Annotated in this window: 8 protein-coding genes; 6 read left to right on the top strand and 2 right to left on the bottom strand. The window is 65.6% G+C overall.

Annotated features, from left to right (window positions below):
• Nucleotides 1–26 precede the first annotated feature (26 nt).
• The 6 genes from rlmF (at nt 27) to QE444_RS07970 (ending at nt 10,484) form a co-directional block, all read left to right on the top strand.
• Nucleotides 27–953, top strand: coding sequence for a 23S rRNA (adenine(1618)-N(6))-methyltransferase RlmF (gene rlmF / locus QE444_RS07995; protein WP_309737741.1), 927 nt, complete (start codon nt 27–29; stop codon nt 951–953).
• A gap of 480 nt (nt 954–1,433) precedes the next feature.
• The gene (gene mqo / locus QE444_RS07990) at nt 1,434–3,071 is read left to right on the top strand and encodes a malate dehydrogenase (quinone) (RefSeq protein ID WP_133862924.1); all 1,638 of its coding nucleotides are present in this window, start codon (nt 1,434–1,436) and stop codon (nt 3,069–3,071) included.
• A 271-nt stretch (nt 3,072–3,342) separates the two neighbouring features.
• Entirely contained in the window at nt 3,343–5,982 is a 2,640-nt protein-coding gene (locus QE444_RS07985; protein ID WP_273862001.1) for an MGH1-like glycoside hydrolase domain-containing protein, read from the top strand.
• Nucleotides 5,983–6,103: 121 nt separating this feature from the next.
• Entirely contained in the window at nt 6,104–7,498 is a 1,395-nt protein-coding gene (locus QE444_RS07980) for a diguanylate cyclase (protein WP_273862000.1), read from the top strand.
• A gap of 956 nt (nt 7,499–8,454) precedes the next feature.
• The gene (locus QE444_RS07975; protein ID WP_309737737.1) at nt 8,455–10,266 is read left to right on the top strand and encodes an ABC transporter ATP-binding protein; all 1,812 of its coding nucleotides are present in this window, start codon (nt 8,455–8,457) and stop codon (nt 10,264–10,266) included.
• A 65-nt stretch (nt 10,267–10,331) separates the two neighbouring features.
• Complete coding sequence (locus QE444_RS07970) at nt 10,332–10,484, top strand: hypothetical protein (protein WP_285388731.1); 153 nt, start codon at nt 10,332–10,334, stop codon at nt 10,482–10,484.
• Between the two features lie 278 nt (nt 10,485–10,762).
• Here the strand turns inward: QE444_RS07970 and treA are convergent, their stop codons facing one another.
• Both treA and QE444_RS07960 read right to left on the bottom strand, forming a co-directional pair.
• The gene (gene treA / locus QE444_RS07965; RefSeq protein ID WP_309737735.1) at nt 10,763–12,406 is read right to left on the bottom strand and encodes an alpha,alpha-trehalase TreA; all 1,644 of its coding nucleotides are present in this window, start codon (nt 12,404–12,406) and stop codon (nt 10,763–10,765) included.
• 99 nt (nt 12,407–12,505) lie between these two features.
• Nucleotides 12,506–14,419 carry a PAS domain-containing sensor histidine kinase gene (locus tag QE444_RS07960; protein WP_187978550.1) on the bottom strand — a complete coding sequence of 638 codons (1,914 nt, stop codon included), beginning with the start codon at nt 14,417–14,419 and terminating at the stop codon, nt 12,506–12,508.
• Nucleotides 14,420–14,425 lie beyond the last annotated feature (6 nt).

Raw genomic sequence — 14,425 nt, 5'->3', positions numbered from 1 at the left:
GCCCCTTTTCCACCCTGCCTGCCTTCATGACCTCGCCCCGCCGCCCCCTTCCTGGCCGCCCTGCGCCCCTGCATCCACGCAATCGCCACCAGGGCAGCTACGACTTTCCAGCGCTGATGCGCACGAGCCCGGCGCTCAGGCCGTTCGTGGCGCCGACGCCGCGGGGCAATCTGTCCATCGACTTCACCGATCCCCAGGCCGTCCGCGCGCTCAACCGCGCGTTACTGGCGCTGCACCATGGCGTGCGCGATTGGGACATCCCCGCCGATTTCCTCTGCCCACCGATTCCCGGCCGGGCGGATTACCTGCACCACCTGGCCGACCTGCTGGCCGAGGGCAATGGCGGCCGGATTCCCCGGGGTGCGACGACGCGCTTGCTGGACGTGGGTACGGGCGCCAATGGCGTCTATCCGCTGATCGGCTTCAAGGAGTATGGCTGGCATTTCGTTGGCAGCGACATCGCCCCGGCGGCGCTGGCTGCCTTCGGCCGCACCCTGGCGGCCAATGCGGATTGCGCCGCCGCCATCGAGTTGCGCCGCCAGCCGGATCCCCAGGCCATATTCGCCGGTATCCTGCAACCCGGTGAGCGCTACGCCGCCACCCTGTGCAATCCGCCCTTCCATGCCAGCCCCGACGATGCCGTGCGCGGCAGCCGGCGCAAGTGGAAGAACCTGGGCAAGACCACCGGCAAGCAGGTACCCCTGCTCAATTTCGGCGGCCAGGCGGCTGAACTCTGGTGCCCCGGGGGCGAGGCCGTCTTTGTCGAGCGGATGATCCGCGAGAGTCGCGCCTTTGCCGGTCAGGTCGGCTGGTTCACCTGCCTGGTGTCCAAGGTCAGCAATCTGCCGCCGTTGCAGGCGGCACTGCGCCGCGAACAGGTCGGTGAAAGTCGCGTGGTGGCCATGGCCCAGGGCCAGAAGCAGAGTCGCTTTCTCGCCTGGCGCTTCGCCTGATCGACCTCTCCACACTTGAACGACGACCCTCCGGCGGCTTTCCGGCCGCTTTCGTCGGTGCCGCCGGCGGCTCGCGGAAAGCCGTCCAGACCGCTCCGGTTCGCCCGGAGCGGCAGCTGGCGGGACTTTGACTGTCGTCACAGAGGATTAGACTAAAGGCTAATAGGCAAAGCCAATGAATTACGGGCTAGGCAGCCCTAACCCTTCCCTTTAAAATGTCCGGCAACAATTACGCCACGCGCACGCAGCCGCGCCCGAGACCTCTGTCTCCGGTCAGCCGCTGCCAAGGCCGCGTCTTGCGTTTTTGCTCCGACTCCTCCGGTGACTCATGAGAGAGGGGCGGTGGAGGGAAAAGAACCTGCCCTTGCGTGTTTCCGGCTGCATTCTGCCTTGCCCACTGCACATCCCCCCATGTGCCATGGTGCCGCACCGCACCGAAACTCGATAAGCAGACCCAGCTTCTATCGAACGAGAGATCACATGCTGAAGAAAATGACTGGCGCGCTGCTCGGCGTCGCCATCGCCTCCGCCCTGGGCACCGCACAGGCCGAAGACACCAAGAAGGTCGACGTCCTGCTGATCGGCGGCGGCATCATGAGCTCCACCCTGGGCATCTGGCTGAACGAGCTGGAGCCGAACTGGACCATGGAAATGGTCGAGCGCCTGGACCAGGTCGCCGACGAGAGCTCCAACGGCTGGAACAATGCCGGTACCGGCCACTCCGCCCTGGCCGAGCTGAACTACACCCCGGAAGACAAGGACGGCAAGGTCACCATCGCCAAGGCCATCGAGATCAACGAAGCCTTCCAGATCTCCCGTCAATTCTGGTCCTGGCAGGTCAAGAACGGTGTCCTCAAGGACCCGAAGAGCTTCATCAACAGCACCCCGCACATGAGCTTCGTCTGGGGTGACGAGAACATCGCCTTCCTGAAGAAGCGCTACGAGGCGCTCAAGGCCAGCCCGCTGTTCTCCGGCATGCAGTTCTCCGAAGATCCCGCGCAGATCAAGCAGTGGGTTCCGCTGATGATGGAAGGTCGCGATCCCAAGCAGAAGATCGCCGCCACCTGGAGTCCGCTGGGCACCGACGTCAACTTCGGCGAGATCACCCGCCAGTTCGCCGCCAACCTGCAGTCCAAGCCGAACTTCAAGCTGAACCTGTCCAGCGAAGTCGAGAACATCACCCGCAATGCCGACGGCAGCTGGCGCGTGGAGTACAAGAACCTCAAGGACGGCAAGAAGACCGAAACCGACGCCAAGTTCGTCTTCATCGGCGCCGGCGGCGGTGCCCTGCACCTGCTGCAGAAGTCGGGCATCCCCGAAGCCAACGACTACGCCGGCTTCCCGGTGGGTGGTTCCTTCCTGGTCACCGACAACCCCGAGATCGCCCAGCAGCACCTGGCCAAGGCCTACGGCAAGGCGTCGGTGGGCGCACCGCCGATGTCGGTACCGCACCTGGACACCCGCATGCTCGACGGCAAGCGCGTGATCCTGTTCGGGCCCTTCGCCACCTTCTCCACCAAGTTCCTCAAGCAGGGTTCCTACCTGGACCTGCTGACCAGCACCAACACCCACAACGCCTGGCCGATGGTCCGCGTGGGCGTGGCCGAGTACCCGCTGGTGGAATACCTCGCCGGTCAGCTGATGCTGTCGGATGACGACCGCATGGCCGCCCTGCGCGAGTACTTCCCCAACGCCAAGAAGGAAGACTGGCGCCTGTGGCAGGCCGGTCAGCGCGTGCAGATCATCAAGCGCGACGCCGACAAGGGTGGCGTGCTGAAGCTGGGCACCGAGATCGTCGCGGCCAAGGATGGCAGCATCGCCGGCCTGCTGGGCGCCTCCCCGGGTGCCTCGACCGCCGCGCCCATCATGCTGAGCGTGCTGGAGAAGGTGTTCAAGGACAAGGTCGCGACCCCTGAGTGGCAAGCCAAGCTGCACCAGATCGTGCCCAGCTACGGCACCAAGTTGAACAGCGACCCAGCGCGCGTGCAGCAGGAGTGGAACTACACCGCCGAAGTCCTGCAACTGGCCACCCCGCCGGTCGCCACCGGCACCGAGAACGCCAAGGCCACCGCCAGCGCCCCGCGCGCCGAAAAGGCCGCCAACGACATGGCGCTGTAGATCGCTGCCAGGCCCGCTGCGCGAGCGGCGGGCGCTTCGCGATGACCAGAAGGCCCCACCCCGACCCGGCGTGGGGCTTTTTTTCGTCCGCCGCTTGCCCGGGATAGAGCCCTTGCGCCCGCTCAGGCCCTGTGACGAAAACCGCAACGGCGTGAATTTTTTCCGGTCAGACAGGCACTAAAAACTGCAGCGATACGCCAAGGCAGGTCGTTGCACGCCACAATGGTGATCTATCCTCGAGCCTTAACCGTTACCTGAATCTGGAGACACGATGACGGCACATCCCGCCCCGGGCATCCTGCATACCCGAGAAGGCCAGCGCCTGGCTGATACCGATGCCGCCGCCTGGCGGCAGTGGGGGCCCTACCTGAGCGAGCGCCAGTGGGCCACGGTCCGTGAAGACTACAGCGCCGATGGCGACGCCTGGCGCTACTTCCCCCATGACCATGCGCGCAGCCGCGCCTATCGCTGGGGCGAAGACGGCCTCGCCGGTTTCTGCGACAAGGCTCAGCAATGGTGCCTGGGCATCGCCCTGTGGAACGAGCGCGATCCCTTCCTCAAGGAACGGCTGTTCGGCCTGACCAACGCCGAAGGCAACCATGGCGAGGACGTCAAGGAGCTGTACTTCTACCTGGACGGGGTACCGAGCCATGCCTACCAGAAGATGCTCTACAAGTATCCCCACGCCGCCTTTCCCTATGCCCAGCTCACTGAGGAAAACGCCCGACGCGGCCTGGAGGATCGCGAATACGAGATCCTCCATACCGGCGTCTTCGCCGAGGATCGCTATTTCGACGTCACCGTCGAATACGCCAAGCACACCCCCGACGACATCCTCATGCGGGTCACCGTGGAAAACCGCGGGACCGAGCGCGCCAGCCTGCGAGTGCTGCCGCAGATCTGGTCTCGCAACACCTGGGCCTGGACCGGCACCCCGCCGCGCTCCATGCTCAGCCTGGAGGGGGACCAGGTCCGCGCCAGCTATTTCGACCGGCCCGACCTGGTGGTCAGCGCCTGGGGCCCGCGCGAGGCCGAGTGGTTGTTCTGCAACAACGAAACCAACCTGCCCCGCCTGACCGGTGAAGCTGCCGAGGGCCCCTTCAAGGACGGCATCAACGACTACGTGGTGCGCGGCGCCCGCGAGGCGATCCGCCGCGACTTCGGCAGCAAGGCGGCCGCTCATTTCGCCGTGGAGCTGGAGGGTGGCGCCAAGACCGTGGTCTACCTGCGCCTGGCGCCGACCAATGCGCTGTCGGTGGATGCCGATGCGATCTTTGCCGAGCGCATCGCCGAGGCCGATGCCTTCTATGCCGCCCTGCAGGAAAAGATCGCCGATCCCGATGCGCGCCTGGTGCAGCGCCAGGCCCTGGCCGGCCTGCTCTGGTCCAAGCAGCTCTACTACTTCGAGGTCAATCGCTGGCTCGATGGCGATCCGGCCCAGCCGACGCCGCCGGCGCAGCGCCAGCGCATCCGCAACGGCCACTGGCGCCACCTGCTCAATTTCGACATCGTCTCCATGCCGGACAAATGGGAGTACCCCTGGTACGCCTCCTGGGACCTGGCCTTCCAGGCGGTGGCCTACGCCCTGATCGATCCCGGTTTCGCCAAGCAGCAGCTGCTGCTGCTGGTGAAGGACAGATTCATGCATCCCAATGGCCAGCTGCCGGCCTACGAGTGGAATTTCGAGGACGCCAATCCGCCGGTGCATGCCTGGGCCACCTGGCACGTCTACCTGCAGGAAAAGTCTCTGACCGGGGTGGGCGACCGGGTCTTTCTCGAACGCGTCTTCCACAAGCTGCTGCTGAATTTCTCCTGGTGGATCAACCGCAAGGACACCGAGGGTCGCAACATCTTCCAGGGCGGTTTCCTCGGCCTGGACAACATCGCCCTCTTCGACCGCTCGGCCCCCCTGCCGGAGGGCTATCACCTGGACCAGGCCGACGGCACCGCCTGGATGGCCGCCTATGCGCTGGACCTGATGCGCATCGCCCTGGAGCTGGCCAAGGAAAATCCGGTGTACGTCGATCTCGGGGTGAAGTTCTTCGAGCACTTCCTGCACATCGCCGGCGCCATCAACCACAGCGATGATCGCGAAGACGGCCTCTGGGACGAACAGGACGAATTCTTCTACGACGTCCTGCACAAGGCGGATGGCAGTGCCGAGCCGTTGCGCCTGAGGTCCATCGTCGGCCTCATCCCGCTGTTCGCGGTGCAGGTGCTGGAACAGCGCGAGCACGAAGGCCTCCCCGGCCTCGGCGGACGACTGCGCGGCTTCCTGCGCCAGCGTCCGGATCTCGCCCGACTGGTCTCGCGCTGGACCGAACCCGGCCAGGGCAATAGATTCCTGCTCTCGCTGCTGCGCGGCCACCGTACCAAGCTGCTGCTCAAGCGCATGCTGGATGACAACGAATTCCTCTCCGAATACGGCATCCGCTCGCTGTCCAAGGCCCACGAACAGCAACCCTTCGAGATGCGCCAGGCCGACGGCAACCTGCTCAGCGCCCGCTATCAACCGGGGGAATCGGATTCGCGCCTCTATGGCGGCAACTCCAACTGGCGCGGGCCATTGTGGATGCCGATCAACTACATGCTCATCGAGTCGCTGCACGAGTTCCACCGTTATTACGCCGACAGTTTCTCGGTGGAATACCCCAGCGGCTCCGGCTACCTGGCCAATCTGGAAGAGGTCGCCGACGGCCTCAGCCAGCGCCTGACGCGGCTGTTCCTCAAGGACGCCGACGGCAAACGCCCGAGCATGGTCGACTATCCACAACTGCAGAACGATCCGCGCAGTCGCGACCTGGTGCTGTTCCACGAGTATTTCCACGGCGAAAACGGCCGCGGACTCGGGGCCTCCCACCAGACTGGCTGGAGCGCCCTGGTGGCGCTGCTGCTGCAACCCCGCCGCTAGTCCGCTAACGCCCAGGCGCCGGGAGCGACCGGCGCCTGGGCGAACTGCGGCAAGGCTACAGTTTTCCTCTGTCGCCCTGGATACTATGCTCTAGCCAGAGACCCCGCCTTCGCGAGCCCGCATGACTCACCCCGATGACGCCCAGCGTCTCCAAGCCCTGAGCGAGCTGCAGATTCTCGATAGCGGTGTCGAAGCCGCCTACGAGGACATCGTCGCCCTGGCCTGCCAACTGACCCGGGCGCCGGTGGCCTTCATCACCCTGGCCGATCGGCAGCGTCTCTGGTTCAAGGCCTGCCAGGGCATGACGGTGGCCGAGGTACCGGCCGACGCCTCGCTCTGCCACCTGGCGATCCGCACCCCTCGCCAGCCTTTTCTGGTGGAGGATCTGCAGAGGGACCCGCGCGTTTCACACCTGAGGGCGGCACCCGGGCTGGAGCGGATGCGCGCCTACCTGGGCATTCCCCTGCTCGACCGGCACGGGGTCGCCCTCGGCACCCTCTGCGTGATGGACGACCGGGTCCGGCGGTTCGAGGCGGCTCAGGTCGACAACCTGCAACGGCTGGCTCGGCAGGTCATCATCCTGCTGCAACAGCGCGAGACCCTGCGCCAGCTGGAAGAGCTGGACATCAACTTTTCCGCCTTCATGAACAACGGGCCCTTCATCGCCTACATCAAGGACCGCGACTGGCGCTACCGCTATGTCAACGAGCCCTTCCTGCAGCAGCTGGAACTGACCCGTGACGAGGTCCTCGGCCAGGACGACTTCACCATCTGGCCAGAGGCGGCGCCACGTTTCCGCCAGGTCGACGAGCAGGTGATGAACGAACTCAAGCCGAGCCGACTCGTCGAGCGCATGACGGCCCCGGATGGTCGACGCCTCTTCTGGCAGTCCTACAAGTTTCCCCTGGTCACGCGGCAGGGCATCGCCCTGGCGGGGCTGTCGGTGGACGTCACCGAGCATATCGAGCAACAGCACATGCTGGAGGCCTCGCAGCGCCAACTGCTGGACATGATGCAGGCCGCCGAGCAACGCAGCGTCACCGATGCCCTGACCGGTCTGTTCAACAGACGCGCCTTCGACCTGCGCCTGGCGGAGCATCTGCGGCGCGCCGAGGACCAGGGCACGCCGTTGTCCATGCTGCTGATCGACGTCGATCACTTCAAGACCTACAACGACGCCTTTGGCCACCAGGCCGGTGATACCGCATTGCAGACGGTCAGTCAGCTGCTGCTACAAAGCTGTCGCGACAATGACGCCTGCTTTCGCTACGGCGGCGAGGAATTCGCCATCCTGCTGTCGGGTGCCGATCTCACCGCGGCCCACTTGGTGGCCGAGCGTTGTCGGGCTGCCGTCGCCAACCATGCCTGGTCACGGCGCGCGGTGACCCTGAGCGTTGGTATCGCTACCTACAGGACCGGGATGGATGCCTACACCCTCACCGAAGGCGCCGACCGGGCGCTCTATGCGGCCAAGAACGCCGGTCGCAACCGCATCGCTGCGGAACCCGGACCTTAATCGCCCGCTGTCCTTGAATCGCGCCCAACAAAAAACCCGCCGAAGCGGGTTCTTTGTTGCGACCATCCCAACATCCTGTCAGGCGCCATCCTGGCCTGGTCTTCATCCGTGACCTCAGAGCTGCGCATCCTGCGCCGCTGATAGGTGTAGATTACGCAGCCCGCCGAGATGGCAACATGGCCAGGTGACACCAGTGCGTGTAAGCCTTTTGCCATACCCTGCCCGGTCCGCCTGCCGGCCTCAAATCACGCCCAACAAAAAACCCGCCGAAGCGGGTTCTTTGTTGCGACCATCCCAACATCCTGTCAGGCGCCATCCTGGCCTGGTCTTCATCCGTGACCTCAGAGCTGCGCATCCTGCGCCGCTGATAGGTGTAGATTACGCAGCCCGCCGGGGCGGCAACATGGCCAGGTGACACCAGTCCTTGTAAGCCTTTTGCCATACCCTGCCCGGTGCGCCCGCCAACCCTGAATCACGCCCAACAAAAAACCCGCCGAAGCGGGTTCTTTGTTGCGACCATCCCAACATCCTGTCAGGCGCCATCCTGGCCTGGTCTTCATCCGTGACCTCAAGGCTGCGCATCCTGCGCCGCTGATAGGTGTAGATTACGCAGCCCGCCGAGATGGCAACATGGCCAGGTGACACCAGTGCGTGTAAGCCTTTTGCCATACCCTGCCCGGTCCGCCTGCCGGCCTCAAATCACGCCCAACAAAAAACCCGCCGAAGCGGGTTCTTTGTTGCGACCACCCCAACATCCTGTCGGGCGCCATCCTGGCCTGGTCTTCATCCGTGACCTCAGAGCTGCGCATCCTGCGCCGCTGATAGGTGTAGATTACGCAGCCTGCCGAGATGGCAACATGGCCAGGTGACACCAGTGCGTGTAAGCCTTTCGCCATCCCCTCGGGAACACGGCGACCGCCGCCTCGACTAATACTGAACCTCGCCGAAGATCCGCCATGGCCCTCTCGACTTCCTTCGCTATCGTGCAACAGCAGATGCGCCGCGCTGCCGGCCTGGTCTGGAGTACCTCTCCCGCGCTGATGATCGGCCTGGTTCTGGCCACCCTGGTCGCCGGCCTGCTGCCGGCCCTGGCCGCCTGGCTCGGGCAGCGCATCGTCGATGCCGTGGTGGCGGCCATGCGGCTGCATGCCGAGCAGGGCCAGGCGCCGCTGTGGCCAGTGCTGAAGTTCGTGCTGGCCGAAGCCGGGGTGCTGGCCGCCCTGGCGGGAGCCCAGCGGCTGCTGTCGGTGCAGCAATCGCTACTGCGGGTACGCCTGGGGCAGACCGTGAATCTGCTGATCCTGGAAAAGGCCCAGACCCTGTCGCTGGCACAATTCGAAGACGCGGATTTCTACGACAAGCTGGTGCGGGCCCGGCGCGAGGCGTCCATCCGGCCCCTGGCGTTGGTGACCAAGTCCCTGACCCTGCTGCAGAACCTGATCTCGCTCGTCAGCTTCGCCGTGCTGCTGGTGCATTTCTCGCCCTGGGCGCTGTTGCTGCTGGTGGTGGGTGCCATGCCGGTGTTTCTGGCCGAGGCGCGCTTTTCCGGCGATGCCTTTCGCCTGTTCAGTCGGCGTGCACCCGAGACGCGCCGCCAGACCTACCTGGAGACACTGCTTTCCCACGAGGCCTACATCAAGGAGGTCAAGCTGTTCGGCCTGGCGCCGCTGCTGCTGGAGCGCTATCGCACCACCTTCACCAAGCTCTATGCCGAGGACCGTCGCCTGACCCTGAGACGTGACGGCTGGGGTTTCGTCTTTGGCCTGCTGGGCACCCTCGCCTTCTATGCCGCCTATGCCTGGGTGGTGCTCGATACCGTGCGCGGGCGTCTGAGCCTGGGCCAGATGACCCTCTATCTCACCCTGTTCCGCCAGGGCCAGGCCGCGGTCAGCGCCAGCCTGACGGCCCTTGGCGGACTCTACGAAGACAGCCTCTACCTGAGCAATCTCTACGACTACCTGGGCCAGCCGACCAGCGCCGAGGGCGGCAGCCTCACCGCCGGCAGCCAGCCCGGAGATGGCCTGAGATTCGACGGGGTCGGCTTCACCTATCCGGGCGCGACCGCACCGACGCTCAAGGACATCAGCTTTCACCTGGCGCCGGGCCAGAGCCTGGCCCTGGTGGGCGCCAACGGCTCGGGCAAGACCACCCTGATCAAGCTGCTGACCCGGCTGCATGCGCCTACCCAGGGACGCATCCTGCTCGATGGCAGCGATCTGCAGGAGTGGCAGCCGGCCGCCCTGCACAGGCGCATTGGCGTCATCTTCCAGGATTTCATCCGCTACCAGCTCACCGCTGGCGAAAATCTGGGGGTCGGCGACACCACGGCCTTCAACGACGGGGCGCGCTGGCGCAAGGCGGCCGAACAGGGCCTGGCCGACGAAGTCATCGCCGGTCTGCGCGAGGGCTACGAGACCCAGCTCGGACGCTGGTTCATGGGCGGCCAGGAGTTGTCCGGCGGCCAGTGGCAGAAGATTGCCCTGTCACGCGCCTATATGCGCGAAGACGCCGACATCCTGGTGCTGGACGAACCCACCGCCGCGCTGGACGCCGCCGCCGAGGCGGTGATCTTCGAGCGCTTTCGCGCCCAGGCACAGCAGCGCATGACCCTGCTGATCTCGCACCGCTTCTCCAGCGTGCGCAATGCCGATCAGATCCTGGTGCTGGAAGGCGGCGAGATCCGCGAGCGAGGGGATCACGAGCAGCTGCTGGCCAGCGGCGGCCGCTATGCCCAGCTGTTCGATCTGCAGGCCAGAGGCTATCGCTGATCGCCGGTGGCGAACTTCGCGTGGAGGGCTATGCCCAACGCTTAACAACCACTCGCGGAGGCCGCATGAACGATCAGATCAAGGAAAACCCCGACGACTTGGACATCGATCCGGACATTGCGCCCGATCCCGAAGAGCCCGTGGGCGAAGATCCGGATGACAAGCCGATCGAGGAACGCCTGCCGCAGAAGAATCCGCGCAATTCGGAGTACAGTTGATGAACGCCATCCTGCCGTTGCCCGAGGACGGAGATCCGGAGGGGCTGCATCCGGCGGAGTTGCCGGCCGACGAGGACGATGCGCCGCCGGTGGATCCGCTTTGACGCCTGGAGTCGGTATCCGGATGGAGCTGGCATAGGGATTGCCCTCACCCCAGCCCTCTCCCGGAGGGAGAGGGGGAAAGAGCAGCCCGTAGGTTGGGTTGAGCGTAACGAAGCCCAAGCTGAAAATGTTCACACCATGAAAAAGGTCCGCCGTGGCGGACCTTTTCTTTGGCCTTATTTCGCGCCGGGTTGCGGTTTGTAGAGTTCGAGCAGCTTGAGCGTGACGCCATTGGTCCAGCCGAAGCCGTCCTGCAGCTCGTACTCGCCGCCGCCGCCGCCCTGGCCGCCGGTGAGGTCGTATTTCTCCACCAGCTTCTGCTCGCGGGCGTAGAGGTTCTGCACCTGGGTCAGGAAGCGGGTGCCAATGTCGGCGGCCAGCTTGTCCTGCTGGTAGCGACGCAGGCCGTCCACGGCCACCCACTGCAGCGGTGCCCAGCCATTGGGTTCGTCCCACTGCTGGCCGGTCTTGACCGTGGTGGTGGCGATGCCACCCGGACGCAGCAGCTGGTTGGCCACGGTCGCGGCGGTCTGGTCGGCGCTGCTCTGGCTGGCGGCGCCCACGAACAGCGGGAACAGGGTAGCGGCGGAAACCTTGTCGGTACGGCGCTTGGCCTGCCAGTCGAAGTCGGTGTAGTAACCGGCCGGATTCCACAGGTAGCGGTCGATGGCCTGCTGGCGGGTCTTGGCCTTCTGGCTGTAGGCCTGGACGCAACTGGCCTCGCCGGTCTTCTCGCAGGCCTTGGCGATGGTCTGTTCCAGGTGATAGAGCAGGCTGTTCAGGTCCACCGGGGCGATGGCGGTGGTGCGGATGGTCGCCAGGGTCTTGCCATCGCCGAGCCAGCGCGAGGAGAAGTCCCAGCCACTCTCGGCTCCGGCGCGCAGATCGCGATAGACCTCGCCGGCCGGTCGGCCCTTGGCCTGGGCGGCGGTGGCCAGGTCTTCCAGGTAGGACTCCTGGCGCGGGGTATCGCGAGCATCCCAGTAGCGATTGAGCAGGGTGCCGTCGGCCAGCCTGACCACATGGGCATTGGCCTGGCCCGGTTGCAGGCCTTCGGCCCCGGCCATCCAGTAGGCGTATTCCTTCTGCAGTTGCGGCAGGTAGCGGCGATAGGCGGAGTCGCCTTCCAGGCTGGCCTGCAGATCGACCATGTAGGCGAAGAACGGCGGCTGCGAGCGACTCAGGTAGTAGCTGCGATTGCCGTTGGGGATGTGGCCGTAGACGTCGATCTCATGGGCGAAGTTGTCCACCATGTCGCGGACCAGGTCGGTGCGCCCGTCCTTGGCCAGTCCCAGCATGGTGAAGTAGGAATCCCAGTAGTAGACCTCGCGGAAGCGTCCACCCGGCACCACATAGGGCTTGGGCAGCGGCAGCAGGCTGCTGTAGGCCGGCACCTCTTCGTAGTGGCGGGTCAGCACCGGCCAGAGATCCTTGACGTGGGTCGGCAGGTCGGCCCCCGCCTTGGGCGGTGCGGCCTTGATCGGATCGGATTCTTCGAAGTTGGCGCTGACAAAGGCCTTGAGGTCGAAGCCCGGCTTGTCGCGCTGGGCCAGGTAGTCCTGGCGGATGTCGGCCGGATTGCGCGTGGGCAGGGCATCGACGAAGTGCTTCTGGTCGCTGAACAGCTTGCCTTGCTGCACGGCGGCGAACAGCTCGGGATAGGCCTGGTCCGGCGGCACGGCGCGGGCGTTGCTGGCGTCGCGCCAACTCCAGGTCGGGGTTTCCGGCTTGCTGCCCTCATGGGCGCAGGCGGCGAGAAAGGCGATGGACAGGGACAGGACGAGCATCCGCGCGGGTGGCGCAGGTGGCAGGCGTTTCATGAAGCGCTCCTTTTCTTGTCGACACGACAGCAGCCGCAACGGACGTTGCGACACGAAAGGATCGACCCTGGAGCGCCGCGACAGTTCGCCGCAATCGGCTCAGCCGCCCGGACGCAGACGCCTTACGCAGCGTGCCAGCTCTTCGAGACCGAAGGGCTTGCCAATGAGTTCGACGCCCTCTTCCGCCAGCTCCGGCAGGGACGCCGGGTCCGCCTGACCGGACAGATAGAGCACCGGCAGCCCGGGGCTGGTGGCCCGCGCCTGCTCGGCCAGTTGCCGGCCGTCCAGCCCGGAGAGGCCGAGACTGGTCACCAGCAGATCGATACGCAGGCTGCCCGAGGCGATGAGGGCCACGGCGGTGGCGCTGTCGGCGACAGCCAGGGGCGTGTAACCCAGCTCCGCCAGCACCTCGCCGATGATGACGCGGACTTCACGCTCTTCTTCGACGATCAGCGCGCAGTCACCGGAGACCTCCGGCAGGACCGGACCTTCGGCTTCGCTGGGCGCGGGCTCCACCACGGGCTGAGCCAGTAGCCGCGGTAGATAGAGGCTGATGCAGGTGCCCTCGCCCACCACCGAATGGATCTCCACCTGACCACCCGATTGGCGGACGAAGCCATAGATCATCGACAGCCCGAGTCCGGTGCCACGCCCGCTGGGCTTGGTGGTGAAGAAGGGTTCGCAGGCGCGCTTGAGGGTATCGGCGTCCATGCCGGTGCCAGTATCGCAGACCTGGATACGGACGAAATCACCGGCCACCGTCTCGATCGGCAGGCCGATGCTGAGCGGTCCGCTGACATTGTCCACGCGGATGCTCAGGTTGCCGCCCTCGGGCATGGCATCGCGGGCGTTGATGGCCAGGTTGAGGATGGCGTTTTCCAGCTGATGCGGATCGCAGTGCAGCAGCCAGAGGTCGGCGTCGAGCTGGACGTCCTTGCGGATCTTCTTGCCCAGGCTGTGACGCAGCAATTCGTGCATGCCCTGCACCAGCTGGCCGGCATCCACCGGACGGGGTTCGAGTACCTGACGGCGGGCAAAGGCCAGCAGGCGCTGGGTCAGGGCCGCGGCGTTCTCGGCCGAGCGGGTGGCGGTGTCTAGGTAGCGCTCCAGCTCCTGGATGCGCCCCTGCTGCACCCGGCGACGCATCAGATCGAGCGAGCCGACGATGCCGGTCAGCAGGTTGTTGAAGTCGTGGGCGATGCCGCCGGTGAGTTGGCCGATGGCCTCCATCTTCTGCGCCTGGCGCAGCTCCTCTTCCAGGGCCATCAGCTCCTGGCTGCGTATCTCGATGCGCTCCTCGAGGTTGCGATTGAGTTCGTCCAGGGCTTCGCGAGTGTGGACGGCTTCGCTGACATCGCGGGAAATGGAGAGGAATCTCAGGGGCTGGCCGTCATCGCCCAGGATCGGCGTGACCACCACGTCCCACCAGCGCCGGGTGCCCTTCGCCGTGGGTGCCAGCCCGGTGAAGCGCCCGATGCCGCCCTGCCGCGCCGCCTCGATGGCGGCGGTCACCTCATGGCGCTGCCCTTCGGGCCAGAGTTCGGCCCAGGGACGGCCCTGGAAGGGAATGAAGTCGTCGATCTCCATGACCACCAGGCCGCCCGGATTCATGTATTCCAGACGCCCTTCCAGATCGATCAGCTTGATGCAGTCAACGCTGCAGACCATGACGCTGCGCTTGAAGGCCTCGCCCTGCCAGAGCTCGGCTTCATGGCGTCGCTGCGCGGTGATGTCGAGCAGTACGCCACCGGCCTCGCGCCGCTGGAATTGCAGGCAGCGCAACTGGCCATCGGTGCCCTGGCGCCAGGCCTCCCAGACCTGGCCCGCGGCGGGCAGCAGCCCCTCGGGCGGTGCGCTGCGACTCTGCAGCCCGCTGAGCAGCTCGGCGGGCGAAAGGCCCCGGGCCAGCGCCTCGGCGTCCCGTTCCAGCATGGCCGCACACGCGGCATCCGCGCGCCACTCGGCGCGGCTGGGATCGTATTCGAACAGGCCGACGGCAAGAAATTGGGACATGGTGGG

It is taken from the genome of Pseudomonas sp. SORGH_AS_0199, assembly GCF_031453735.1.
Taxonomy (GTDB): Bacteria; Pseudomonadota; Gammaproteobacteria; order Pseudomonadales; family Pseudomonadaceae; genus Chryseomonas; species Chryseomonas aestiva.
The sequence above is the reverse complement of the archived record's forward strand: the minus strand, read 5'-3'. Positions and strand labels throughout refer to the sequence as shown.